We start from the raw sequence: 24,039 nt of genomic DNA, 5'->3' as shown, positions 1-24,039 counted from the left end.
CTCCCGCCCGCTCGGTGGGGGAGGCGGGTTTCCCGTTCTCGGCTGTCGTCGGGCAGGAGCGGCTGCAACTGGCCCTGATCTTGTCGGCGGTGCATCCCGGAATCGGTGGTGTGCTGGTGCGGGGCGAGAAGGGCACCGCGAAGTCGACCGTGGTGCGCGCGCTGGCCCAGCTGCTGCCGCCGGTGGTGGACGAGACCGGCGCCCGGCCCGCGCGGCTGGTGGAGTTGCCGGTGGGTGCCACCGAGGATCGCGTGGTCGGCTCGCTGGATCTCGAGCGTGTGCTGCGCGACGGAGAGCAGGCGTTCCGGCCCGGTCTGCTGGCCGCGGCCCACCACGGCGTGCTCTACGTCGACGAGGTGAACCTGCTGCACGACCACCTGGTCGACGTGCTGCTCGATGCCGCGGCGATGGGGCGGGTGCACGTCGAACGTGACGGCGTGTCGCATTCGCACCCGGCGCGCTTCGTCCTGGTCGGCACCATGAACCCCGAGGAAGGGGAGCTGCGCCCGCAGCTGCTCGACCGGTTCGGGCTCACCGTCGACGTGGCCGCCTCCCGCCAGGTGGACACCCGCATGGCCGTGGTGCGCAGGCGCCTGGACTACGAAGCCGACCCCGACGGATTCGCCGCGCGCTACGCCGATGCCGATCAGATGGTCGCCGAACGGATTCTGACCGCGCGCGACCGGCTGCCCGCGGTGGCCCTGGACAACGGGGAACTGCGCCGGATCGCGGCGCTGTGCGCGGCGTTCGACGTCGACGGGATGCGCGCGGATCTGGTTGTCGCCCGGACCGCCACCGCGCACGCGGCGTGGCGCGGGCGCGATCGGGTGACCGAGGACGACGTGCGCATCGCGGCCGAACTGGCGCTGCCGCACCGGCGCAGGCGTGATCCGTTCGACGAGCCCGGCATCAGTGAGGAACAGCTCGACGAGGCGATGCGGGCGGCGGCCGACGAGGTCGAGAAGGCCGCTGCGGCCCAGGATTTCGACGAGTCGTCGGTCGCCGCTGACGCGGACGGGGAGCCGGACCGAAGTGATCGCGGGCAGGGTCGAGACGAGGTCGAGGACTCGGGCGGTCAGGACGGTGTGAACGGGCCGGACGGCGGTGGCGCCGGCCCGATCGACGGCCAACCCGCCGATGGTCCGCAGGACGGTATTCCCGACGACGATGGCCCCGATGACGGTGGCCCGGACGGCGACGGCCCCGATGGCGGTGGTCCCGGCGACGGTCCCGGCGGTCCGCCCGAGGGTGGTCCCGGCTCGGGTTCTCGCCCGGGCGCGGAAAGTCTTTCGGGCACACCGGGTGCAGCGAACAAGCCCGCCCCGCGCTGGGAGGTCCCCGGTCTCGGCGAGGGCGCGCCCGGTCGACGCTCGCGCGCGCAGACCCGCACCGGTCGCATGGTCCGCCCCGATACCGACACCGCCACCGGACTGCACCTGCTCGGCACCATCTTCGCCGCCGCCCCACGGCAATTCGAGCGTGGCCGCTTCGGTGGCCCGCTCGCCCTGGCCGCCGAGGATCTGCGTGGCGCGTATCGCGAAGGGCGCGAAGGGAACCTGGTCGTCTTCGTGGTCGACGCCTCCGGCTCGATGGCCGCCCGCGACCGCCTCACCGCCGTCACCGGCGCCATCGTCACCCTGCTGCGCGACGCCTACCAGCGCCGCGACAAGGTGGCGGTGATCAGCGTGCGCGGCAGCGAAGCCGAACTCGTGCTGCCCCCCACCTCCTCGGTCGACATCGCCGTCCGCCGCCTGGCCGGACTGCGCACCGGCGGCAAGACCCCCCTCGCGGCCGGTCTGCGCAAGGCCCGCGAGGTGATCGCCCGTGAACACGTCCGCGACCCCCGCCGCCGTCCGATGCTGGTCCTGCTCACCGACGGCCGCGCCACCGGCGGCATCGACCCGCTGCCCCGCGCCCGCACCGCCGCGCGTCTGCTGGCCGGTGAAGGTCACACCGCCATGGTCATCGACTGCGAACGCGGCATGATCCGCCTCGGCCTGGCCGCCGACCTCGCCCGCGACCTGCGCGCCCGCTACCTGCGCCTCGACGAACTCACCGGTGACACGGTCGCCGACGTGGTCCGGGGTTCCTCCCGCGGTCCGTCCGTCCGCGCCGCGTAGCGAAACCTCGGCGAAGCATGGCGGCGAGCAAGGGCGCGATGCCGAGGGCTTCGGTGGGCTTCGGTCGGTGCCTGATAGAAAGAAGGGCGAACCCGGCAGGGTCGGTGACCCTGGCGGATCTGTGTCGGCGGCCCCTGGGTTCTGGACAGTAGTGCGCCGAGAAGAGGAGTTCCTGTGCCAAAAGGTGTCCCGGAGGTCGTTCCCGAGGACGGGCTGACCACGCGGCAGCGGCGCAATCAGCCGGTGCTCGCCGTGCACACGGGGCCGGGCAAGGGGAAGTCGACCGCTGCCTTCGGGATGGCGTTGCGGGCGTGGAATCAAGGGTTCGATGTGGCCGTGTTCCAGTTCGTCAAGAGCGCCAAGTGGAAGGTGGGCGAGGAAGCCGCCTTCCGCACGCTCGGCACGCTCCACGACGAGACCGGAGCCGGCGGCGCGGTCGAGTGGCACAAGATGGGCGAGGGCTGGTCCTGGACCCGCAAACACGGTACCGAGGAAGACCACGCGGCCGCCGCTCTGTCGGGCTGGCAGGAGATCGCCCGCCGTCTCGCCGCCGAACAGCACCGCTTCTACGTCCTCGACGAATTCACCTACCCGCTCAAGTGGGGCTGGGTCGACCTCGACGACGTCGTCGAGACTCTGGTGAACCGCCCCGGCAACCAGCACGTCGTCATCACCGGCCGCGACGCACCCCCGGCCCTGATCGAGGCCGCTGACCTGGTCACCGAGATGACCAAGGTGAAGCACCCCATGGACGCGGGCCGCAAGGGCCAGCGCGGCATCGAATGGTGAGTGGGGACGGATCTTCTCGTCTGCGCCGTCGCGAAGCCCGAGGTGAGGCCACTCAGGTATGCGCCACCGGTGGCTCGAGAGGTGTTCGGTGAGCGCACCGGCGGTGGTGATCGCCGCACCGGCCTCGGGCAGTGGGAAGACGACGCTGGCCACCGGGCTGATCGGCGCGCTGCGGGGCGCCGGGCATCAGGTGGCGCCGTTCAAGGTGGGGCCCGACTACATCGATCCCGGCTATCACGGGCTCGCGGCGGGCCGCCCCGGCCGCAATCTCGATCCGGTGCTGGTGGGGGAGCAGCGGGTGGTTCCGCTGTATCGGCACGGTACGCAGGGGTGCGACATCGCCGTGGTCGAGGGCGTGATGGGCTTGTTCGACGGGCGGATCGACGAGCATCGCACCGAGGCCGTGGCCGAGGGGTCCACCGCGCAGGTGGCGAGTCTGCTCGGAGCGCCGGTGGTGCTGGTGGTGGACGCGCGGGGGCACTCCCAGAGTCTGGCCGCTCTGCTGCACGGCTTCGCCACCTTCGACTCCTCGGTGCGCCTGGGTGGGGTGATCCTCAACCGCGTCGGCAGTGAACGCCACGAACAGGTTCTGCGCGCCGCCTGCGACCGCGTCGGCATTCCCGTCCTCGGCGCCCTGCCCCGGATGGCCGAACTCGAAGTGCCGTCTCGTCACCTCGGCCTCATCCCCGCCGTCGAACACGGCACCGCCGCCACCGTCGCGGTCGACGCGATGACCGAACTCGTCGCGGCCCACGTTGACCTGCGAGCCATCGTCGCCCTCGCCGGCGGATCCGTGCCCGGCCCGGCCTGGGACCCGGCCACCGAACTCGCCGCCACCGGGCAGGTCTCGGAGTCCGGCGCTGCCGATGTTTCGGGTGGCAGGTCCAGCTCGGGATCGGCGCCGTTGATCGCGATGGCGGGCGGGCCCGCCTTCACCTTCGGGTACGCCGAGCACCGTGAACTGCTGATCGCCGCCGGAGCCCAGGTGGCGGTCTTCGACCCGCTGTACGACGAGTTACCCTCGGGAACAACGGGATTGGTTCTGCCGGGTGGATTCCCCGAGGAGCATGCCGGACAACTCTCCGCCAACGAGCGGCTCCGCACCGCGGTCGCCGAGGGCGCAGCCCGCGGCCTGCCGATCCACGCCGAATGCGCGGGCCTGCTCTACCTGACCCGCTCCCTCGACGGCCACCCGATGGCCGGGGTGATCGACGCCGACGCCGAATTCGGCCCGCGCCTGACCCTCGGCTACCGCGACGCCGTCGCCCTGCACGACTCCGCCCTCTGGCGGGCCGGTGCCAGGGTGCGCGGTCACGAGTTCCACCGCACGCGGGTGACTCGTACCGGCCGCGAGAACGCCGCTTGGGGTTGGCGCACAACAGGTTCCGTTGCCGAGGGCGCCGTGGTGCGCCAGGTGCATGCTTCCTATCTGCACACCCATCCGGCCGGAAATCCGGAGGCCATCGCCCGATTCGTCGTCGCTGCACGACGATTCGGGCAGTGACCGTGCATCGGAATGTTGAGGTGACGAGCACTGGCAGTGCACTGCTGTCGAGCGGGCGCGATCACCGTGGTCCACGAACGCCACAGGCCGACGTGCCGCGATCGAGCGGTGGTGCGGCACCGCGGCCTGCGTCCGGCCGCATCGCCGTGGCGATCGGGATCGGTGTGCGGCCGGGGACCGAGTCGGCGCGCATCGTTCGCGCGGTAGACGCGGTGGTCGGGCAGACCGCCGTTGTCTGTCTGGCGACGATCGATCGGCGAGCAGCCGAGGACGGGGTCCGCGGTGCCGCTGCCACGCTCGGCGTCCCGCTGATCGGGTTCACCGCCGAGCAGCTGGCCCAGGTGGACGTGCGGCACAGCTCGGAGCGTACATCGGCCGCCGTCGGCGCGCCCAGCGTTGCCGAAGCGGCGGCGCTGCTCGCAGGCGGTGGCGAACTGATCTGTGGGAGAACAATTGTCGAAGGAATTGTCGTCGCCACTGCCGCGATGATCCGGCGCGAGGAAGGTCCGAACTGATTCACTCGGCAAGGGTCGTGGGCTGAAACGTCTCTGGCCGGCCGACTCCGCCATGGCCGCTGAGGAAATCGGAGCCGCCGCGACCTCGTTGTCGCGGCGGCGCCTTTCCTCTCGCACGAGGGGTGCTCGGTCGTCAGGGGGCGACAGAGGACCAATCGGCGAAACCGGTGGGGTCGTGGCGACCCATCGAGGCGTGCTCGAACAGGCCCCAGCCTTCGGCATCGCCGCAGCGGGCGTAGCCGATGTGGTCGATCACGCCGTAGGGGGTGCGGCCGATGATCGCGGGGTCGGTCAGGTCGTAGGAGCTCGACAGCGACCAGTTCTCGCCCATCCAGCGACCGTGTGTCCAGTCGGGGTCGGGCCCGTAGCCGCAGCCGACGTGCAGGGCGATGCCGGGGCGGGATTCGATCTCGACTTCCAGGGGCTTGCCGTCGGGGGTGGTCATGTCCAGGCGCAGCGACTCCGGGTGCCGGGTGCCGGACTTGTAGGTCCAGTGCATCCGTGGCCAGCCGAGCTGTTCCTTGCGGCCGTCGTTCCAGATCCGCACCGCGTTGTTGAGCGTGCGGGTGCCGTCGGGCTCCTCCTGCACGATCACCACGATCGCGAAGTCCTGGAAGCGCAGCGGCGTGTACAGCCACCAGAAACCGCCCATCCCGTCGGCGGGCCGACCCGCGGGTTCGGGCTCACCGGAGGGACGGATGCCCCAGGAGCGGTCGCGGCTGCCGGTCCACACCGCCGGGTCAACGGAGTAGTCGCGCCCGTCGACGGCCAGCGTGCCCGCCCACGAGCCCAGCTGCGCGAACCGGGAGGCCTCGATGATCGGCCGGGTGCCCGACAGGATCAGATGCGGCTGTTCCTGCACGGCGGGCTGCGCGCCGGTCCAGGTGAGGTCGAAGCTCAGGTCGTCGTGGTCGCACACCACCCGCAGCTTCTGCAGCGGCTCGAGCACCTCGACCCGGTAGCCACCGACGCTGGTGTTCAGATCACGCGAGGTGAGCGCGTCGGAGAACCGCACGCTGCGCTGGCGCTCGCCGTGGCGCACCGTCGCGAACGCGTCGAGCACCCCGAGGTTCGGGTACACGCCGAACCCGGTGATCAGCATGGTGTCGCCGCCGGGATCGAAGGCGTTGAAGTAGTAGCGGTCGTAGAAGTTGCGGTCGCTGGTGGCCGCCCGGGCCAGCGAGAGCGGGGTCTGATGGACGGGGTATTCGTCCAGGGGTACCGGCATGATCGCCATCGTCGAAGCTCCTCAGTCCCACTCGTAGGTGCCGTCGAGCAGAGCCTCGAGGCTGAGTCGGTGCATCACGTAGTCGTCGAGCTCGGCGGGCACGGTGTCCTCGCCGAAGTGGATCATCCTGCGCTTGATCCTGGCCATCACGATCGCGTGCCGCAGCGCCGCGTAGATGATGTAGAAGTCCAGGTTCTGCACCGAATGTCCGGTCAGCTCCTCATATTTCGCCACCACCGCGTCGCGGCGCAGGAAATCGGACAGACCCGGCTGATCGAAGCGGGTGGCGATGTCCTGGAAGAAGCGGTGGATGAAGATCACCCAGCCCAGATCCAGCTCGCGCGGGCCGAAAGTGGCCATCTCCCAGTCCAGGACCGCGGCTGGAGTGAATCCGTTGAAGAGGATGTTGCCGGGGCGCGCGTCGCCCCAGTTGAGCACCTCGGGACCGGTCTCGGCGGGCCAGTGGGCTTCCAGCCACGCGAAAGTCCGCTCGATCAGCGGGATCTCGACCCCGTCGTCGGTCAGCGCCCAGTTGTACCAGGCGCGCTGGGCCTCGAAATGCCTGCGCAGCGCCGAACCCTCGCCGTCGAGGGCGGGGAAGCGGCGGCTGATGTCGTCGATCGCGTGCACCTGGGCGATCACCTCGACGGTCGCGTCGGCGATCTGCGCGCGCTCCTCGACCGTCGCGTCGAAGACCCAGCCGAAGAACACATACGGCGGATTGTCGGCCGGTACCCGGCCTTCGACCTTCTCCATCACGAAGAACGGGGTGCCGAAGAAGGATTCGTCGAGTTCGAGCCAGCGCAGCGGGGGCACGGCGACCTGGGAGGCCTCGGCGACCCCGGCCATCACCTGGTGCTGCAGCGCCAGATCGTAGGACTGGAACACCGGGAACGAGGCGTCCTCGGGTGCCATCCGCGCGACGAACGATCCGCCGTCGGCGACCCCGTTCGCCGTCCACGCGGCGTCGAACAGGATGGTCGTACTCGACATGCCGCCGGTGGACGGCTTGCTCAGGTCGGTGATCTTCGGTGGCGCGTCGGCGCCGACCTGGCCGGACAGCCACTGCGACAACTGCTCGGCGAGTTCGTCGAGGTCACGCTCGGTGACGGTGAGCGACTGTTGCGCGGTCAGGTCCGGATCGTCGGACATATGTGAGTACCCCTGTCGCAAGTTGTAACGCGTTCCGATACTGGCCTACCGGACGGTCGACCGGATTGTAAGCCGGGCGTCGGTGAGTGAGATTCAGGGTTGACACCCAAAAGATGGGGGTTTTCCCGGACGCGCACCTGGACTGCCTTCGATTAGCTTCGGTAACAATCGATCTCGACGGGGAGGTGCCGGTGACAACCGCGACCATGGAGCACGCGCACGACGATCTCGCGGGCCCACCGCCACCGGCGCCGACCTGGCGTCCGACCACGCGACTCGCATTCCGCTTCACGGTGGCCTATCTCGGGCTGTTCTGTCTGTGGATGGCGCAGATCACCTTCGTTTTCGTCGGTGTGCTGTTCGAACTGCTGCCCGATGACGCGATCGCCTGGCAGATTCTCGCACTGGCCCCGGTGAGCAGCTGGATCGGCGAGCACGTGTTCGGGGTGGAAGCCGAAGTGGTGCTCAACGGCAGCGGCGACATGGCCGCGCTGTGGATCCAGTGCGGACTGGTGCTGGTGACCGCGTTGGTGGTCACCGTGGTCTGGTCGGTGCTCGATCGGCGTCGGCGGGCCTATCCGCGACTGGCGAGCTGGGCGCTGACCGGCCTGCGGCTCGCGGTCGGCGGACAGATGCTGTTCTACGGCTTCGCGAAGCTGATTCCCACCCAGATGGCGGAGCCGGGATTGATCGCGCTGCTCACCCGGGTGGGCGATCTGAGCCCGATGGCGATGTTGTGGACCCAGGTGGGTTCCTCGCCCGCCTACGAGATCGCGCTCGGCGCCGCCGAGGTGCTCGGCGGGCTGCTGCTGTTCTGGCCGCGCACCGCGACGGTGGGCGCCATGATCAGCGTGATCAGCATGGCCCAGGTGTTCCTGCTGAACATGACCTTCGACGTGCCGGTGAAGATGCTGTCCGGACACCTGCTGCTGATGAGCCTGGTCCTGCTGGTCCCGCAGGCGCGCAGGTTGGCGAATGTGCTCGTGCTGGAACGTGATTCGGGGCCGATGACGCAGCCGGAGTTGTTCCGGTCGCCGCGCGGGAATCGGTGGGCCACCGTGGTGCAGGTCGCCGCGGGTCTGTGGGTCGTCGCCGGGTGCGTCTATACCGGTGTCCAGAGCTGGAACGAATATGGCGGTGGCGCACCGAAACCCGAGCTGTACGGTATCTGGGACGTCACCGAGTTCGCCGTCGACGGCGAGCCGCTCCCGCCGCTGCGCACCGACGAGGTCCGCTGGCAGCGACTGGTCGTCGACTCGGACCTGTCGGCCGTCCAGCACATGAACGACAAGTTCGCGCTCGCGGGCGCCGCCGTCGACCCGGCAGCGGGCACCCTGGCGGTGACGCTGGCCGCGCGAGCACCGGATTCGGCGCCGTACGCCACCTTCACCGTGGAAAAGCCCTCCGCCGACCAGCTGATCCTGCGCGGCGAAATCGACGGCACACCGAGCGCGCTCACCCTGACCCGCTTCGATCACGAGCAGTTCCCGCTGCGCGCGACGGGCTTTCGCTGGGTGCAGAACGAGGCGTACTTCTTCACCGGCTGAGGTTCAGCGATCACGGGCCGGACCGGCGGCCCCGATGTCCTCGAACCACAGGTCCGGTCGCGCGGCGATGAAGTCGGTCATCAGCGTCACGCAGCGCGGATCGTCGAGGATCCGCACCCGCACCCCGTGCTCGGCGAGCCAGTCGTGGCCGCCATGGAAGGTCCGCGCCTCGCCGATGATCACCGTCCCGATGCCGAACTGGCGCACCAGGCCGCTGCAATACCAGCACGGGGACAGCGTCGTCACCATGATCGTCGGTCGGTAGTCGCGGCGACGGCCTGCCGCGCGGAAGGCGTCGGTCTCGGCGTGTGCGCTCGGATCGTCGTTCTGTACCCGGCGGTTGCGGCCGCGCCCGAGCAGGGTGCCGTCGGCGTCGAACAGGGCGGCGCCGATCGGCACACCGCCCTCGGCCAGCCCGCGCAGGGCTTCGTCGTAGGCGACCTCGAGGAGTGCGTTCGGCTCGGTCATGGTTCCACCTTCCGCGCGGGCGAACCGGTCGGCAACACCAGATCGTGTGACACCACGCCGGACCGATCGTGGATGCTCGCCGCGAATGTCGGCGGGTGCGTTCGGCCGGTTCCGCGCCAGGCTCTAGGCTCGGACACTGTGCCGAACACCGCTGATGCCGCATCGAACCAGCCCGCCGGGGACCCGAACTACCTGGTCGGGCTCGATCTGCGGGAGCGAAGGGTCGTCGTGGTCGGCGGCGGAACCGTCGCCCAGCGCAGGCTCGGCCTGCTCGTCGCCGCCGGGGCCGATGTTCAGGTGATCAGCCGCGCGGCCACCCCGGCGGTCGAAGCGATGGCGACCGCGGGGCAACTCACCCTCACCCTACGCGACTACGCCGCCGGCGACCTCGACGGCGCCTGGTACGCGATGGCCTGCACCGACGAACCCGAGACCAATGCCGCCGTGGTCGCCGAAGCCACCACCCGGCGGATCTTCTGCGTGCGCGCCGACATCGCCCGCGACGGCACCGCCGTCACCCCGGCCACCGCCCGCTACGACGGTCTCAGCCTCGGCGTGCTGGCCGGTGGCGCGCACCGGCGTTCGGCGGCGGTGCGCAACGGACTGCTCGAAGCGCTGCAATCCGGTGTGGTGACCGATGATTCGGAACCGGTCACGCCGGGCGTCGCGCTCGTCGGCGGCGGGCCCGGCGACCCGGACCTGATCACCGTGCGTGGCCGCAGGCTGCTCGCCCGTGCCGAACTGGTCGTCGCCGATCGGCTCGCGCCGCCGGAACTGCTCGCCGAACTCGGCCCGCACGTGGAGGTGATCGACGCTGCGAAGATTCCCTACGGCCGGTCGATGGCGCAGGAGGCGATCAACCTCGCCCTCGTCGAAGGCGTCAAGGCGGGCAAGTTCGTCGTCCGGCTCAAGGGCGGTGACCCGTATGTGTTCGGCCGCGGCTACGAGGAACTGGAAGCCTGTGTGGCAGCGGGCGTTCCGGTGACGGTGGTACCCGGCGTCACCAGCCCGATCTCGGTGCCCGGCGCCGCGGGCATCCCGGTGACCCATCGCGGGGTGACCCACGAGTTCGTCGTCGTCAGCGGCCACGTGGCCCCCGATCATCCCGATTCGCTCGTCGACTGGCCCGCCCTGGCCAAGCTGCGTGGCACCCTCGTGCTGATGATGGCGGTCGAGCGGATCGACAAGTTCGCCGATGCTCTGTTGGCCGGCGGCCGACCGAGCGACACCCCGGCCGCGGTCATCCAGGAGGGCACGCTGCGCACCCAGCGCGTGCTGCGCGCCGATCTGGCGACGGTGGCCGAGCGGGTCAAGTCCGAGGGCATCCGCCCGCCCGCGATCGTCGTCATCGGTCCGACGGCGGGCTTCGGTCTCGACTAGGTTCGCGGGCCGCGCGCCCGAGCGCTGTCGTGGCGCCAATTACACTGCCTCGTTGTGCTCGATAAACCCGCTGCGGCGATGCAGTACCCGGTGAAGACGCGGGCCTTCGGCCTGGCCATTCTCGTCCTGAGCGGCCTGCAGTTCATGGTCGTGCTCGACGGCACCGTCGTGATCTTCGCCCTGCCGCGGCTGCAGCAGGAGCTGGGACTGTCCAGTTCGGGCAGCGCGTGGACCGTCACGGCCTATGGCCTCACCTTCGCCGGATTGATGCTGCTCGGCGGCAGACTCGGGGACGCGTTCGGTCGCAAACGGATGCTGATCATCGGTGTCGGGGTGTTCACGGCGGCGTCGCTGGCCTGCGGTCTGGCCAACAGCGAGGCCATGCTGCTGATCTCGCGCGCCGTCCAGGGCGCCGGTGCGGCGATCGCGGCACCGACCGCGTTCGCGCTGGTCGCCACCACCTTCGCCCCCGGACCCGCGCGCAACCAGGCGATCGCGATCGTCGGTTCGATGGTGGGTATCGGTTCGGTCGGTGGCCTGGTTCTCGGCGGTGCGCTCACCGAGCTGTCGTGGCGGTGGATCTTCCTGATCAACGTGCCGATCGGCGCGCTCATCGTGCTCGGCGCGGTCTACAAGCTCGCCGACACCACCCACCAGCGCACCCCGCTCGACATCAAGGGCGCGATCCTGGGCACGCTGGCCTGCGCGACAATCGTGTTCGGCGCCACCGAGGGCCCGGCGATGGGCTGGACCAGTCCGGTGATCCTCGCGACGCTGATCGGCGGGTTCGCGCTGCTGGCGGTGTTCGTGCTGGCCGAGCGTCGTGCGGCCGACCCGCTGCTGCCGTGGTCGCTGTTCGACAGCCGGGACCGGGTCGCCACCTTCGGGCTGATCTTCCTGGCCGGCGCGGTCCTCGGCGCGAGCACGTTCTTCGTCGCCCAGTTGCTGCAGAACGTGCTCGGCTACAGCCCGCTGCAGGCCGGTGTCGCCTCGATCCCGTTCACCATCGGCATCGGTGTCGGTGGGGCCTTCGCCTCCAAGGCGGCGCTGTTGATCGCGCCGCGCTGGCTGCTGGCCGGGGCCGCGATGGTGCTGTCGGCGGGGCTGCTGTTCGGCTCGACGCTGGACCGGCACGTGCAGTACCTGTCGACGCTGCTGCCGCTGCTGCTGGTGATCGGTGTCGGTGTGGGCGTCGCGATGGTGCTGGCGCCGCTGTGCGTGCTGGTGGACGTGCCGCCGGCCGATATCGGTCCGCTCTCGGCGGTCGGCCAGATGTTCATGAACCTGGCGACACCGATCGCGATCGGCGTGCTCAGTCCGATCGCAGCCTCGCGCACCCTGTCGCTGGGCGGCCCCGACGGGGCGGCCCAGGGCATGGGGCCGATCGAGATCGAGGCGCTCAACAGCGGGTACACCCTCGTCCTGCTGGTCTGTTCCGGATTGGCGCTCCTCGCCGCGGTGATCGCGCTGACCCTGCGGTTCAGCCCGCAGCAGCTGGCGCAGGCCCAGCACGCCCAGGAAGAGGCCCAGCGCGTCTGAGTGCGTCGGTGCCCGGCTGCGGCCTGTGCCCGGCGGAGCCGACTCCGCCGGGCAGCGCAACGATCAGAGGCCGCCCACGACGCGCTGCGGGGTGACTCGGACCGTGATCCGGTCACCGTCGTTCACCGACTCGGGGTTGTAGTCGGCGTAGGTCTTGCCGGTGTACTCGAGCGACAGCTCATCGGGCAGCGCCCGTTCCGGATCGGGCACGGTGGTGGCGGTGCCACGAATCGCGGCGTACACGTCGGGCCGCTCGGGCGGGTTCACCATGACGGTGATCCGTGGATCGCGCAGGAGGTTCTTGGCCTGCTGACGATCGACCGTGGTGGAGAACAGCAGGTCCTCGCCCTCGCGTTTGAGCCACACCACGGTCAGGTGTGGGTGTCCGGTCGCCCCGACGGTGGCGACAGTGGCGTACACCTTCCCCTCGTCCAGATACTTCTTCAATTCATCGGAAAGCACTGCGGTGTCAGTAGTCACGTTCGGGGCAACACCGGACGCGGCGGGCGCATTCCGTCCGCCGCGCGTCGGTCAGCGCGCGTCGACGGTGTGCGCGTCGGCCACGTTCAGCGCCTGGTCCAGGATCGCCAGGCCTTCCTTGGCCTCGGCCTCGCTGATCACGCAGGGCGGCACCACGTGCAGCCGGTTGAAATTGACGAACGGCAGCACGCCGCCCGCCCGACAGGCCGCCACCAGCTCGGTCATCGCCGGGCTCGTTCCGCCGTAGGGCGCCAGCGGTTCTCGCGTCACCCGGTCACGGACGAGCTCGATCGCCCAGAAGACGCCGATTCCGCGCACCTCGCCGATGCTCGGATGCCGCGCCGCGAGGTCCCGCAGCCCGGGGCCGAGCACCCGCGCGCCGATGTCGAAGGCGTTGTCGACGATGCCCTCCTCGTGCATCGCGGTGATCGTCGCGACGGCGGCCGCAGCGGCCAGCGGATGACCCGAATAGGTGAGCCCGCCCGGATACGGCCGCTGCGCGAAGCTCGCCGCGATCGCGGGGCTGATCGCCACCCCACCCAGCGGCACATACCCGGAGTTCACACCCTTGGCGAAGGTGAGCAGATCGGGCACGACATCGAAATGCTGGATGGCGAACCATTTTCCGGTCCGGCCGAAGCCCGACATCACCTCGTCGGCGATGAACACGATGCCGTACCGGTCGCACAGCTCCCGCACGCCGCGCAGGTACTCCGGCGTGGGCACCATGATGCCCGCGGTGCCCGGCACCGATTCCAGCACGATCGCCGCGATGGTGGCCGGACCCTCCATCTCGATGGTGCGGGCCAGGTGGCTGAGCGCGCGCTCGGTCTCCTGCGCCTCGTCGTGCGCGTGGAACTCCGAGCGGTACAGGAACGGGCCGAAGAAGTGCACCACGCCCGCGTTGCCGTGATCGTTGGGCCAGCGGCGCGGGTCACCGGTGAGGTTCACCGCGGTCTCGGTGCCGCCGTGATAGGAGCGGTAGCGGGTGAGTACCTTGTAGCGGCCGGTGTGCAGCCGCGCCATCCGCACCGCGTGCTCGACCGCGTCGGCGCCGCCGTTGGTGAAGAAGATCGTGTCCAGCTCGCCGGGGGTGCGCTCGCTGATCAGCCGCGCCGCCTCCGATCGCGCGTCATTGGCGAAATGCGGTGCGACGGTACACATTGTCGCGGCCTGCGCCTGGATCGCGGCGACCACCTTCGGATGCTGGTGGCCGATGTTGGTGTTCACCATCATCGACGAGAAGTCCAGCAGCCGGTTGCCCTCGCCGTCCCAGACATAGCAGCCCTCGGCCGCGGTGAGCACCGTCGGCGTGAGATGTGCCTGCGCGGACCAGGAATGGAAGACGTGGCGGCGGTCGAGTTCATAGGTGCGGGCCGCATCGTCGGAAAGCGTCATCGGCGATCTCCTCTATTGTGGCGGCTGGCGCCGCTGTTCTCGGCCCTGTAACCCCGACTCTTCCCTCCCGGCGGGCACTCCTTCGTCGCACCCTTCGGTCAGTCCAGAGCCGGGGGCGGGCCGAGAACGTTGTCAGTTGTTCTGCGGGAAGCCGAGTTCCAGTCCGCCGTGGCTCGGGTCGAGCCAGCGGGTGGTGATCGCCTTGGTCCTGGTGAAGAAGTGCACGCCGTCGGTGCCGTGGGCGTGTGAGTCGCCGAACAGCGAGTTCTTCCAGCCCCCGAAACTGTAGTAGGCCATGGGCACCGGGATCGGGACGTTGACGCCGACCATGCCGACCTCCACCTCGTGGTGGAACCGTCGCGCCGCGCCGCCGTCGTTGGTGAAGATGGCGGTGCCGTTGCCGTAGCGGTTGGCGTTGATCAACGCCACCGCCTCCTCGTAGGTGCCGACCCGCACGACCGAGAGCACGGGACCGAAGATCTCGTCGGTGTAGACGCTCATCGTGGGTCTCACGCCGTCCAGGATGGTCGGACCCAACCAGAATCCGTCCGGCGCGCCCTCGACGGTGAGCGCGCGGCCGTCGAGCACCACCTCGGCACCGGCGTTCTCGCCCGCGTCGATGTACTCGGCGACGCGATCGCGGTGGGCACGAGTGATCAGCGGCCCCATGTCGGCCCCGGAGGACCCCTCGCCGGTGACGATGCTCGCGGCCCGCTCGGCGATCTTGCCGACCAACTCGTCGGCGACCCCGCCCACGGCGACGACCACGCTGATCGCCATGCACCGCTCACCCGCCGAGCCGAACCCGGCGTTCACCGCGGCATCGGCGGCCAGATCCAGATCGGCGTCGGGCAGCACCACCATGTGGTTCTTGGCCCCGCCGAGGGCCTGGACCCGCTTGCCCGCCGCGGTGCCGCGCTGAAAGACATACTTGGCGATCGGGGTCGAGCCGACGAAGGAGACCGCCTTGATCCCCGGGTTGTCCAGCAGTTCGTCGACGGCGACCTTGTCGCCCTGCACGACATTGAACACCCCGTCGGGCAGCCCGGCCTCCTGGAACAGCCGCGCCAGCCACAGCGCCGCCGACGGGTCCTTCTCGCTCGGCTTGAGCACCACCGTGTTGCCCGAGCCGATGGCCAGCGGGAAGAACCACATCGGCACCATGGCCGGGAAGTTGAACGGCGCGATGATCGCCACCGGGCCCAGCGGCTGGCGCACCGACTGGATGTCGACATCGGTGGAGGCGTTCTCGGTGAACCCGCCCTTGAGCAGATGCGGTATGCCGCAGGCGAATTCGACCACCTCGAGGCCGCGGGTCACCTCGCCGAGCGCGTCGGCGGCCACCTTGCCGTGTTCGGCGGTGATCACCGCGGCCAGCTCCTCCTTGCGCTCGTTGAGCAGCTCACGGAAGCGGAACAGTACCTGGGTGCGGCGGGTGAGCGAGGTGTCGCGCCAGGTCGCGAAGGCCAGCGTCGCCGCGTCGATCGCCGCGCGGGTGTCGGCCACGTTCGCCAGCGCCAGTTCGCCGGTGACGGCGCCGGTGGCGGGATTGGTCACCGGCGCGGTGGTCTCGCTGGTGCCGGAGACCGATTTGCCGTCGATCCAATGGCCGATGGACTGCATGGATTCCTCGTTTCGCCGGGAACGGTGGTGTCTCCACCCTGGCTGATGGCGGCGGTGATGCAGGCCGACGATCTGTACGTGCTTTCGGACTTCATATTACGATTCGTCGGTGTTGTTGACTGTGGCCGACGTGCTCGCGACGCCGGTGGTGCAGGCCGGGCAACCGGAGGTCGTCTGCGCCGCGAATCTGGACCGGCCGGTGCGCTGGGTGCACGTCAGCGACCAGGCCGAGATCGCCCATGTGCTGGTCGGGGCCGAGTTGATCCTGACCACCGGGCAGGCGCTCGCCGCGCCGGAATCCGCGCGGATCACCTACCTGCGCTCGCTGGCCGCCGCGGGCGTGGCGGGGCTCGTCGTCGAGCTGGGCAGCTATGTCAGCGAGCTGGGGCCGGTCGTCGCGGCCACCGCCGCCGAACTCGGGCTGCCGGTGATCGCGCTGCACCGGGTGACCCGCTTCGTCGAGATCACCGAGGTGGTGCACCGGGTGATCGTGGCCGACCAGTACGCCGAGCTCGAATTCGCGCGCACCGTGCACGAGACCTTCACCGAGCTGAGCGTGCGCCGGGCCGCGCTCACCGAGATCGTCAAGACCGCGGCGGGCATGCTCGACGCGTCGGTGGTGCTGGAAGACCTGGCCCGCCGGGTGTTGGCCGCGACCGCGCACAACACCAGTTCGGCTGCCCTGCTGGACAATTGGGAGTCGGTCTCGCGGCTGCTGCCGGAGGGCCCCGGTGTCGTCGCGGTCGGCCCACACACCGAGCGCTGGGGCAGGCTCATCCTGCGCTCGGACGGGGTGCCGACCCCACGCGCCACCATGGTGCTCGAACGCGCAGCCCAGACCCTCACCCTGCACCGGATGATCGACCGCGACCGCTTCGGCCTGCACCAGCAGGCCCAGACCGGGTTGATCGCCGATCTGATCGGGGGCAGGGTGATCGACGAGCGCGACGCCATCGCGAGGGCGGCGGCACTGGGCCTGACCCGCCGGGCCCGCTATGTACCGCTGGTCATCGAGATCGAGACCGTCGCCGAGTCCGATCCGGTCGCCGGGCAGCGGCGCAGCGCAGCCGTGGTCGAGGCGGTCACCCACGGTCTCGGCCGCACCGGTGCTTCCGCCCTCAGCGCGGCCGAACACCGACCGGCGGCACGGCGAGCAGCGGGCCGTCGGACGGGCGGTGGCCGCAGCGCCACCGAGTTGCCCGGCACAGGGCGGCGGTTCGCGGGGGAGCACAGTGTTGACGAGCGAGTCGAGAGGGGTGACTCTGCCGGGGTCGCCGGGGAACGGGTGGCGATGATCCTGGCGGTGCCCGCCGGGACGTCGGTCGACGATCACCTCCGTGTGGTGTGCGCGGCGATGCTGACCGAGGTGCGACGGGCGGAGGGGGTCCGGGGTGCCGCGATCGGTGTCGGGGCCGACGCCGATTCGCTCCTCGACACCGCCTCGCAGTTGGCCCACGCGGCCGATGTCGCCGCCGTGGCGCGGTCGATGACCGGAGCTTTCTCGCGCCTGTTCTTCCGCAGCGCCGACATCCGGTTGCGCGGGCTGCTCTCCTCGATCCGCGACGAACCCGCCGTGCAGAGTTTCGCCGAAACCGAACTCGGCGCCCTGCTGCGCTACGACATCCGTCACGACACCGATCTCACCGGCACCCTGCGCAGCTTCCTCGACCTGGCAGGCAACAAGACCGAACTCGCCAAGTCGCTCACCATCAGCCGCCCCACCCTCTACGACCGCTTGGCCCGCATCGAACGCATCCTCGCGGTGGACCTCGATGACGGCGAATCCCGCACCTCGCTCCACGCCGCGCTCCTCGTGCGCGATCTCACCGCCGGCAGCGACGAACTCTGATCCGAGCCGAACCCGAACGTCGAGACCGGCTCATCGGTGCCCGCGGGCCGACGCCCCGTGCGGTCGAAGGAGCGAGATCCGCCGAAGGCGTGCCTCGCGGGATTGCCTGTGTCGTTGGGTACGAACAGAATTGGTGAATGAGCGCGTTGTCGGAAAGTCTGCTGGAACGATGGATCGCGTTGGCGGGCGCCGGGTCCGCCGAGATCGGCGCCGGGGTCATCGGCCGCTACGCCGAACCGCATCGGCGCTACCACACCGAGGCCCACCTGGCCGTGATGCTCGCGGCGATCGACGAATTGTCCGCGGCCGCGGCAGATGTCGGCGCTGTCCGCTACGCGGCGTTCTTCCACGACGCGATCTATGCCGTGGCCCGCGCCGACAACGAGGAACGCAGTGCCGAGCTGGGTCGTGATGTTCTCGAATCCCTCGGTGCCGCACCGGAACTGGTGACCGAGGTGACCCGCCTGGTGGTGCTCACTCGCGGCCACGATCCCGAAGCCGGTGACGCCAACGGGGCGGTGCTCTGCGATGCCGACCTCGTGGTACTGGCCGGAACATCGCGGGAATACGCCGATTACGCCGCCGCCGTGCGCGCCGAATACGCCGCTGTCCCCGATGACCTGTTCCGTACCGGGCGCGCCTCGGTCCTGCGCAAGCTGGCCACTCAGCCCCGCCTGTTCCGCACCGAGCTCGCCCATCACCGCTATGAGGAACGCGCTCGCGCCAACCTTGCCGCCGAGCTCGCCGACCTCACCGGTGTCGCGCCCTGAGCCGACCCGTCGGCGTCGGTCGGGACGGTTCGTCCTCGCCGGCCGATCGACGCGACCACTTCGCGGTCAACGGTTCAGGACACCGCTCGCGGCGACGGCGTCGACGATCAGCGCCGCGACACCACGCTGACCGGCCAGGGTCGGGTGATAGGGGAGCAGGGTCTGATCGGCCAGGATCGGGTCGAACCAGCGCAGCGCCGGGTCGGCGCACATGCCGAACTCTCGGGAAGCGGTGACGGTGTCGAGGTAGACGGCGCCGTGGGCGGCGGCTTCGCCGGCGACGACGGTGTTGAGGCGATCGAACTTCGACTGGATGTAGGCGGCGTCGGCGTCGAGCAGCCCGAGCATCGCCGGGCAGCTGGTGTCGGTGAGATAGGTGGGCCAGCCGTCGACGAAGACGGTGGCCCGCGGTGCGCGCCGGGCGATCTCGTCGAGTGCGGCCGCGTAGGCGGGGGCGATCGCGTCGATCCGGCGGTCCCATTCCGGGTCTGCCGCCGCCGCGCAGCCGCCCGTGGCGGCACCCGCGTGGCACTGGCCGAGGATGAACTCGGTCATGTCGGCGTCGTTGGCGCCGATGTGCAGGGTGACGATCTCGGTGGCGGGTCCGAGCGCGTCCAGCTGCGGCGCGATCCCGGGTCCCTGCGAGGTGTACAGGTCGGGGATCTCGGCCGAACTGCAGGTCCGGTCGTCCACGGCGAGGTCGAGGCGCTCGGCGACGAGCTTGGGCGCGTTCACCGTGGATCGCACGCACCGCAGCGGCGCGGTCACATCGAGTTCGGCGACCCCGGTGGTCGCCGCGCCGGAATCGCCGAGCGCGACGTACCGAGCTCCGGCGGCGGGCGCCGGTTCGGCCTGCGCGCCGGCGGGCACGATCGCGGCCGCCGCGATCATCGATGTCGTCGCGATCACGCGGAGCCAGCTCTTCATCGAATGTCCTGATCGTCGGGGTTCGGTCGGAAGTGGAACCAGCGGGGTTCGCCTTGCGAGGGTACGACCGCTGTGGCGCGGACCACAAGTTCGGCCACGTCGTCCTTGACAGGCAAGTGAACACTTGCCTATGGTCTCGAAGAGACGGGAGGACGTGCCGTGACCGACATCTTCACCGCTCTCGCCGACCCCACGAGGCGGGCGCTGCTCGACGAACTCGCCGATCGGGACGGGCAGACCCTGTTCGAGCTGTGCGGCCGACTGGCCATGAAACATCAGATCAGCTCGTCCCGGCAGGCGATCACCCAGCACCTGGGGGTGCTCGAGGCGGTCGGCCTCGTCCACACCCGCCGAGATGGTCGATACAAGTTCCATCACGCCGATTTCGCGCCACTGCGCGCGGTGTCGGGGCGATGGCCGATTCCCCAGGAGAACCCATGATTCGCATCGGCGTGACCAGTATTTTCGTCGACGACCAGGACAAGGCCCAGGCCTTCTACACCGACGTCCTCGGCTTCCAGCTCAAGGACAAGGTCCCCCTCGGTGCCCACAGCTGGCTGACCGTCGTCTCCGGCGCCGACCCCGACGGCACCCAACTCTCGCTCGAACCCGACGAACACCCCGCCGCCAAGGCGTACAAGACGGCCCTGAGCGCTGACGGGATCCCGGTCATGGCCTTCACCGTCGACAACGTCGAAACAGAACACCGCCGCCTCACCGACCGCGGCGTGGAGTTCACTCAGGCGCCCCTGGCCATGGGCCCGGTCGTCACCGCGGTCTTCGACGACACCTGCGGCAACCTCGTCCAGCTCGTCTCGCCGGTCGGCGCCTAGGTGATGATGAGCAGTTCGGTGGGGGAGGCGATCTCGGCGCGCAAGCCCGCCTTGGTCGCGACCCGGGCGACCGCGCGGATGTCGTCGGGCTCGGCGCGGGTGAGGACCAGGGCCCGGGCCAGCAGCCCCTTGTGATGCTTGTTGAAGTGCGAGACCACGGTGCGTGAGCCGTCTGGGTGCTCGGTGAGGACGTTGGCGGTGATGGCGCCCGGAACGCGGCCGAGTTGCTGGTAGGTGCCCGAGCGCAGGTCGATGACGAGTTCGTCGGCGGCTTCGGCGTGGAGGGCGTCGGGCAGGACTTCGCGCCACAGGGCCGAGAGAGTCGGCAGGCCGGGGAGTTTGGTGCCGCCGGAGAGACGGTAGGCGGGGATCGGGTCGGACGCGCGGACGGCGCCGAACAGGGCCGAACCGATGCCGAGGCGGGCGTGGGCCTTGGCGCGCTGGACCTTGGTGAACGAGGTGGCGGCCAGGGCGTCGTAGAGGACGCCGGTGTAGCGCTGCAGCGCGGGCCGGGTGGCCGAGGTGCGCAGGCTCGCATTGCGGGCGATGTCGGCGTCGGCGCCCTTGCCGAGCCCGAGCACGGTGGCCGAGGCGACCGGGTCGGCCGCCAGACCGACCACCTCGGTGATCAGCTTGTCGCGCACCGCCGTGAGCTGCGGCATCGCCAGATCGGCGAGGTCGAGCGGCGCGCCCGATCCGCCGTCGGACTTGGTCTCGGAGGGAGGCAGCAGCACCAGCACGATCGTCAACGGTAATCGTGTCGGCGCCGCCGCCGGACTCCGGGTCAGCGCACGGCTTCGAGGAACTTGCGGGTGCGCTCGTTGGTCGGGTCCTCGAAGATCTGCTCCGGCGGACCCTGTTCGATGATCCGGCCGCCGTCGAACATCAGCACCCGATCCGACACCTCGCGCGCGAATCGCATCTCGTGGGTCACGATCAGCATGGTGATGTCGGTGGTCTCGGCGATCGTGCGCAGGACGTCGAGGACGTCACCGACCAGTTCCGGGTCCAACGCCGAGGTCACCTCGTCGAGCAGCATCACCTTCGGGTCCATCGCGCAGCAGCGCGCGATCGCCACCCGCTGCTGCTGGCCGCCCGACAGTCGCGAGGGGTGCTCGTCGGCCTTGTCGGCCAGCCCGACCACTTCCAGCAGATGCCTGGCCCGTTCTCGCGCTTCGTCCTTGGACTTGCCGAGCACGTGGATGGGGGCCTCGGTGATGTTCTCCAGCACCGTCATGTTCGGGAACAGATTGAACTGCTGGAACACCATGCCGATCTTGGTGCGCACAGCGCGCAGGTGTTTCTCCTTGGCGGGCACCAGCTTTCCGCCCCGCTCGGTGTGAGTGAGCGGGGTGCCGTCGACCCAGATCACGCCGTCGCTGATCTTCTCGAGGGTCATCAGCAGCCGCAGGATGGTGGTCTTGCCAGAGCCCGACGGCCCGATCAAGGTCACCTTCTCCCCACGGCTGACACTGAAATCGAGGTGGTCGAGCACGACGTTGTCGCCGAAGCGTTTGACCACCTGATCGAATCGGATCATCTCGTCAGTAGTAGGCAAGTCGCTTCTCCAGTCTTCTGATCAGCACGGACGTCGGGTAGCTGGCGACGAGGAAGAACACCCCAGCGAGGGTGATCGCCTCCAGGTACGCGAAGTGTCGCGCCCCGAATTGCTGTGCGGCGGTCACCAATTCGACGACCGAGATGGCGAACAGGAACGGGGTGTCCTTGAACATCGACACCGCGTTGGTGCCCAGCGCGGGCAGGCTCGACCGGATCGCCTGCGGCAGCACCACCGCACGCCAGGTCCGGCCCGGCGGCAGCGACAGTGCGCGCGCCGCTTCCCACTGCCCCTTGGGCACCGCCTCGATCCCGGCCCGGTACACCTCGGCCAGGTAGCTCGAATAGTGGATACCGAGCACCGTGATGCCGATCTGCAACGCCGAGAACTGCGTCAGCAGGGTGTAGGCGAACAGCAACTGCACGATCAGCGGCGTGAGCCGGACGAACTCGCTGACCGCGTGCACCGGCGCGGCGATCCAGCGTGGCGCCGACTGCCGGATCATCGCGATCACCAGGCCGAGCACCGCCGCCAGCGCAAAGCCGAGCACGGTGGCCAGCAGCGTGATCTGGAAGCCGTCCCACAGCACGGGCAGCGCTTCACGAGCGCGCTGCCAGCTCCATTCCGCGGTCATGAGCCCACCTTCGCGTGCGCGTCGTCGGGCGCCAGGCTGAGGACTTCCTTGAGTGAGGCGCCCCGGCCCAGCTTGGTCTTGGCGCGGGTCTCGAGCAGGTTCATTCCGAGGGTGAGCAGGTAGGCGAGCACGAAGTAGATGGCAAGGCCGACCCCGAACGCGAACAGCGTGTCACCGGTGTCCTTGCGCAGGTTGCCGATCTCGAAGGTGAGGTCCTGCAGGGTGATGTAGGACGCCACCGCGGTGCCCTTGAGCAGGTGGACCAGCAGGTTGGTCATCGAGGGCAGCATCAGCGCCCACGCCTGCGGGAACAACACGCGCCGCAACCGCTGCCACGGACTGAAGTTCAGCGCGACCGCGGCTTCGAACTGCCCGCGGGGCACCGCGTTGAGGGCACCGCGCACCACCTCGGCGCCGTACGCGCCGTAGTTCAGGCCCAGTGCCAGGATCCCGCAGAACACCGGATCCAGCTTGTAGCCCAGCAGCGGCAGCACATAGAACAGCCAGAAGATCTGTACCAGCAATGACGTGCCGCGGAAGAATTCGATCAGGACTCGGGCACTCCCGCGCGCCGCGAGATTGCGGACGCGCGCCAAGGTACCGAGCGCGAGGGCGAGGACGAACGCGAGCAGCGCGCCGCCGATGGTCAGCTCCAGCGTCACCACGATGCCCTCCCCCAGCGAGGGGAGGGCATCGCGTAACGCGTCGAGATTGCTCATGCGTGAATCAGATTTCGCCCTCGCACAGCTTGGCTGTCGTGTACTGCGGATCGGGCAGCTCGCGTTCGGTGAAGCCGAACTCGCCGACGATCGAGAGGTACTTGTCCTTGTCGGAGGTGATCTTGGCCAGCTCGGCGTTGTAGGCGGCCAGCAGGTCGGGATCGCTGGTCCGGAAGACCGTGCCACCCGCGCCGACCTGCGGCTTGCCGTCGATCACCGCCACGAACGACGGCGTCACGTCGACGTCGGCGCCGGGGGTGTGGTTCTTGAGCCAGTTCAGCGAGATCGCGGTGAGTGCGAACACGTCGGCCCGGCCGGAGGTGACCGCGTCCATGCCGTCCTGCGGGGTGGCGACCTGGGCCGCGTCGATGCCGAGCGCGCTGGCGTAGTCGGATTCGATGGCGCCGGTCATCGCGGTCATCTTGGCACCGCTGTCCTTGATCGATTGCATGTCCGTCAGGTTCAGTGGGTTGCCGGATTTCACCATCAGCGCGGTGGTGTACATGAATTCCGGTTCGCTGAAAGCGGCCTGTTCACAGCGTTGCGGCAAGATCGACATCCCCGCGCTCACGGCATCGAATCGATTTGCCTGCAGGCCGGGGATCAGGGCGCCGAAGTCGGTCTGTACGCCGTCGACGGTCTCGATGCCGAGATTGCCGAAGATCTCCCGGTGCAGGGCCACCGTCGCGCCGGTGAGCTGGCTGTTCTCGTTGAACGAGTACGGCGCCTCGCCCGCGAAACCCACGGTGATCGTGCCCTTGTCGCGCAGCGACTCCAGCAGCTGACCGCTCTCGGCGGTCTCGGTCTTCGTGCAGCCGGCCAGTGCGGCCGCGACCAGCGCGGCGCCGCTCAGCACCGCCGCGCAGCGCTTGGGCAGCGATTTCTTGTCGGTCATATCGGCCTCCCGAAAGGGTAGCGTGCGCGAATTCGGCAGCTACCGTTTTCTGTTGTAATTACAAATTGGACGCACGTAGAACCTAGAGGGAACAGAATAGTTCACTCATCA

23 protein-coding genes are annotated in these 24,039 nt (G+C 69.5%); 11 read left to right on the top strand and 12 right to left on the bottom strand.

What is annotated here, in order from left to right; translation table 11 throughout:
- Nucleotides 1–14 precede the first annotated feature (14 nt).
- From BOX37_RS21510 to BOX37_RS21495, 4 genes are all read left to right on the top strand, one after another.
- Nucleotides 15–2,120 (top strand): magnesium chelatase subunit D family protein, encoded by a 2,106-nt coding sequence (locus tag BOX37_RS21510; protein WP_071929224.1) that lies wholly within the window; start codon nt 15–17, stop codon nt 2,118–2,120.
- A gap of 174 nt (nt 2,121–2,294) precedes the next feature.
- Complete coding sequence (gene cobO, locus BOX37_RS21505) at nt 2,295–2,909, top strand: cob(I)yrinic acid a,c-diamide adenosyltransferase (protein WP_071929223.1); 615 nt, start codon at nt 2,295–2,297, stop codon at nt 2,907–2,909.
- Nucleotides 2,910–2,967: 58 nt separating this feature from the next.
- Nucleotides 2,968–4,413: a cobyrinic acid a,c-diamide synthase CobB gene (locus BOX37_RS21500; protein ID WP_084759933.1), complete on the top strand. Its 1,446-nt coding sequence runs from the start codon at nt 2,968–2,970 to the stop codon at nt 4,411–4,413.
- Nucleotides 4,414–4,433: 20 nt separating this feature from the next.
- Nucleotides 4,434–4,928, top strand: coding sequence for a cobalamin biosynthesis protein (locus BOX37_RS21495; protein ID WP_240504979.1), 495 nt, complete (start codon nt 4,434–4,436; stop codon nt 4,926–4,928).
- A 133-nt stretch (nt 4,929–5,061) separates the two neighbouring features.
- Here the strand turns inward: BOX37_RS21495 and BOX37_RS21490 are convergent, their stop codons facing one another.
- Nucleotides 5,062–6,156 (bottom strand): Rv3169 family protein, encoded by a 1,095-nt coding sequence (locus BOX37_RS21490; RefSeq protein ID WP_071931750.1) that lies wholly within the window; start codon nt 6,154–6,156, stop codon nt 5,062–5,064.
- 21 nt (nt 6,157–6,177) lie between these two features.
- The gene (locus BOX37_RS21485; protein WP_071929222.1) at nt 6,178–7,308 is read right to left on the bottom strand and encodes a phosphotransferase family protein; all 1,131 of its coding nucleotides are present in this window, start codon (nt 7,306–7,308) and stop codon (nt 6,178–6,180) included.
- Between the two features lie 191 nt (nt 7,309–7,499).
- Here BOX37_RS21485 and BOX37_RS21480 point away from each other — a divergent pair, with 191 nt between their 5' ends.
- Nucleotides 7,500–8,855, top strand: a complete 1,356-nt coding sequence (locus BOX37_RS21480) for a DoxX family protein (RefSeq protein WP_071931749.1) — start codon at nt 7,500–7,502, stop codon at nt 8,853–8,855.
- A gap of 3 nt (nt 8,856–8,858) precedes the next feature.
- On the opposite strand, the gene BOX37_RS21475 is transcribed toward BOX37_RS21480, so the two are convergent.
- Nucleotides 8,859–9,323 (bottom strand): nucleoside deaminase, encoded by a 465-nt coding sequence (locus tag BOX37_RS21475; RefSeq protein WP_071929221.1) that lies wholly within the window; start codon nt 9,321–9,323, stop codon nt 8,859–8,861.
- Nucleotides 9,324–9,461: 138 nt separating this feature from the next.
- Here BOX37_RS21475 and cobA point away from each other — a divergent pair, with 138 nt between their 5' ends.
- Together cobA and BOX37_RS21465 are read left to right on the top strand one after the other, a co-directional pair.
- The gene (gene cobA, locus BOX37_RS21470; RefSeq protein ID WP_071929220.1) at nt 9,462–10,703 is read left to right on the top strand and encodes a uroporphyrinogen-III C-methyltransferase; all 1,242 of its coding nucleotides are present in this window, start codon (nt 9,462–9,464) and stop codon (nt 10,701–10,703) included.
- Between the two features lie 78 nt (nt 10,704–10,781).
- Nucleotides 10,782–12,242: an MFS transporter gene (locus BOX37_RS21465; protein ID WP_071929219.1), complete on the top strand. Its 1,461-nt coding sequence runs from the start codon at nt 10,782–10,784 to the stop codon at nt 12,240–12,242.
- Nucleotides 12,243–12,305: 63 nt separating this feature from the next.
- Here the strand turns inward: BOX37_RS21465 and BOX37_RS21460 are convergent, their stop codons facing one another.
- The 3 genes from BOX37_RS21460 to BOX37_RS21450 all read right to left on the bottom strand — a co-directional run bounded on the left by BOX37_RS21460 (nt 12,306) and on the right by BOX37_RS21450 (nt 15,743).
- On the bottom strand, nt 12,306–12,704 hold the full coding sequence (locus BOX37_RS21460) for a PPOX class F420-dependent oxidoreductase (protein ID WP_071929218.1): 399 nt from the start codon (nt 12,702–12,704) through the stop codon (nt 12,306–12,308).
- A 69-nt stretch (nt 12,705–12,773) separates the two neighbouring features.
- On the bottom strand, nt 12,774–14,120 hold the full coding sequence (locus BOX37_RS21455) for an aspartate aminotransferase family protein (RefSeq protein WP_071929217.1): 1,347 nt from the start codon (nt 14,118–14,120) through the stop codon (nt 12,774–12,776).
- Nucleotides 14,121–14,252: 132 nt separating this feature from the next.
- Nucleotides 14,253–15,743 (bottom strand): CoA-acylating methylmalonate-semialdehyde dehydrogenase, encoded by a 1,491-nt coding sequence (locus BOX37_RS21450; protein WP_071929216.1) that lies wholly within the window; start codon nt 15,741–15,743, stop codon nt 14,253–14,255.
- A 109-nt stretch (nt 15,744–15,852) separates the two neighbouring features.
- On the opposite strand from BOX37_RS21450, the gene BOX37_RS21445 reads away from it, so the two are divergent.
- On the top strand, nt 15,853–17,592 hold the full coding sequence (locus BOX37_RS21445; RefSeq protein WP_071929215.1) for a PucR family transcriptional regulator: 1,740 nt from the start codon (nt 15,853–15,855) through the stop codon (nt 17,590–17,592).
- Between the two features lie 137 nt (nt 17,593–17,729).
- Nucleotides 17,730–18,362, top strand: a complete 633-nt coding sequence (locus tag BOX37_RS21440; RefSeq protein WP_071929214.1) for an HD domain-containing protein — start codon at nt 17,730–17,732, stop codon at nt 18,360–18,362.
- A 66-nt stretch (nt 18,363–18,428) separates the two neighbouring features.
- Here BOX37_RS21440 and BOX37_RS21435 read toward each other — a convergent pair whose 3' ends face one another.
- Nucleotides 18,429–19,289: an SGNH/GDSL hydrolase family protein gene (locus tag BOX37_RS21435; RefSeq protein ID WP_071929213.1), complete on the bottom strand. Its 861-nt coding sequence runs from the start codon at nt 19,287–19,289 to the stop codon at nt 18,429–18,431.
- Nucleotides 19,290–19,448: 159 nt separating this feature from the next.
- Between BOX37_RS21435 and BOX37_RS21430 the strand changes: the two genes are divergently transcribed.
- Together BOX37_RS21430 and BOX37_RS21425 are read left to right on the top strand one after the other, a co-directional pair.
- Entirely contained in the window at nt 19,449–19,730 is a 282-nt protein-coding gene (locus BOX37_RS21430) for an ArsR/SmtB family transcription factor (protein ID WP_071929212.1), read from the top strand.
- Entirely contained in the window at nt 19,730–20,122 is a 393-nt protein-coding gene (locus BOX37_RS21425; RefSeq protein WP_071931748.1) for a VOC family protein, read from the top strand. Before BOX37_RS21430 ends, BOX37_RS21425 begins: the two co-directional genes overlap by 1 nt.
- On the opposite strand, the gene yaaA is transcribed toward BOX37_RS21425, so the two are convergent.
- The 5 genes from yaaA to ehuB are packed head-to-tail and all read right to left on the bottom strand — an operon-like array spanning nt 20,119 to nt 23,928.
- Nucleotides 20,119–20,862, bottom strand: coding sequence for a peroxide stress protein YaaA (yaaA, locus tag BOX37_RS21420; protein ID WP_071931747.1), 744 nt, complete (start codon nt 20,860–20,862; stop codon nt 20,119–20,121). The genes BOX37_RS21425 and yaaA overlap by 4 nt on opposite strands.
- Before the next feature lie 44 nt (nt 20,863–20,906).
- The gene (ehuA, locus tag BOX37_RS21415) at nt 20,907–21,662 is read right to left on the bottom strand and encodes an ectoine/hydroxyectoine ABC transporter ATP-binding protein EhuA (RefSeq protein ID WP_071929211.1); all 756 of its coding nucleotides are present in this window, start codon (nt 21,660–21,662) and stop codon (nt 20,907–20,909) included.
- 4 nt (nt 21,663–21,666) lie between these two features.
- On the bottom strand, nt 21,667–22,314 hold the full coding sequence (gene ehuD, locus BOX37_RS21410) for an ectoine/hydroxyectoine ABC transporter permease subunit EhuD (RefSeq protein WP_071929210.1): 648 nt from the start codon (nt 22,312–22,314) through the stop codon (nt 21,667–21,669).
- The gene (gene ehuC, locus BOX37_RS21405) at nt 22,311–23,033 is read right to left on the bottom strand and encodes an ectoine/hydroxyectoine ABC transporter permease subunit EhuC (protein ID WP_071929209.1); all 723 of its coding nucleotides are present in this window, start codon (nt 23,031–23,033) and stop codon (nt 22,311–22,313) included. Before ehuC ends, ehuD begins: the two co-directional genes overlap by 4 nt.
- Nucleotides 23,034–23,040: 7 nt before the next feature.
- Nucleotides 23,041–23,928 carry an ectoine/hydroxyectoine ABC transporter substrate-binding protein EhuB gene (gene ehuB / locus BOX37_RS21400; protein WP_071929208.1) on the bottom strand — a complete coding sequence of 296 codons (888 nt, stop codon included), beginning with the start codon at nt 23,926–23,928 and terminating at the stop codon, nt 23,041–23,043.
- Between the last annotated feature and the right edge of the window lie 111 nt (nt 23,929–24,039).

It is taken from the genome of Nocardia mangyaensis (genome assembly GCF_001886715.1).
Lineage (GTDB): Bacteria > Actinomycetota > Actinomycetes > Mycobacteriales > Mycobacteriaceae > Nocardia > Nocardia mangyaensis.
Note: the sequence above shows the minus strand (reverse complement) of the source record. Positions and strands in the feature narration are given on the sequence as shown.

Coding starts and splice junctions, on each gene's coding strand:
- BOX37_RS21500 (WP_084759933.1), top strand. CDS start 2,968: ATGCGCCACCGGTGGCTCGAGAGGTGTTCGGTGAGCGCACCGGCGGTG.
- BOX37_RS21490 (WP_071931750.1), bottom strand. CDS start 6,156: ATGCCGGTACCCCTGGACGAATACCCCGTCCATCAGACCCCGCTCTCG.
- BOX37_RS21485 (WP_071929222.1), bottom strand. CDS start 7,308: ATGTCCGACGATCCGGACCTGACCGCGCAACAGTCGCTCACCGTCACC.
- BOX37_RS21475 (WP_071929221.1), bottom strand. CDS start 9,323: ATGACCGAGCCGAACGCACTCCTCGAGGTCGCCTACGACGAAGCCCTG.
- BOX37_RS21465 (WP_071929219.1), top strand. CDS start 10,782: ATGCAGTACCCGGTGAAGACGCGGGCCTTCGGCCTGGCCATTCTCGTC.
- BOX37_RS21455 (WP_071929217.1), bottom strand. CDS start 14,120: ATGACGCTTTCCGACGATGCGGCCCGCACCTATGAACTCGACCGCCGC.
- BOX37_RS21450 (WP_071929216.1), bottom strand. CDS start 15,743: ATGCAGTCCATCGGCCATTGGATCGACGGCAAATCGGTCTCCGGCACC.
- BOX37_RS21440 (WP_071929214.1), top strand. CDS start 17,730: ATGAGCGCGTTGTCGGAAAGTCTGCTGGAACGATGGATCGCGTTGGCG.
- BOX37_RS21435 (WP_071929213.1), bottom strand. CDS start 19,289: ATGAAGAGCTGGCTCCGCGTGATCGCGACGACATCGATGATCGCGGCG.
- ehuA (WP_071929211.1), bottom strand. CDS start 21,662: ATGATCCGATTCGATCAGGTGGTCAAACGCTTCGGCGACAACGTCGTG.
- ehuD (WP_071929210.1), bottom strand. CDS start 22,314: ATGACCGCGGAATGGAGCTGGCAGCGCGCTCGTGAAGCGCTGCCCGTG.
- ehuC (WP_071929209.1), bottom strand. CDS start 23,033: ATGAGCAATCTCGACGCGTTACGCGATGCCCTCCCCTCGCTGGGGGAG.
- ehuB (WP_071929208.1), bottom strand. CDS start 23,928: ATGACCGACAAGAAATCGCTGCCCAAGCGCTGCGCGGCGGTGCTGAGC.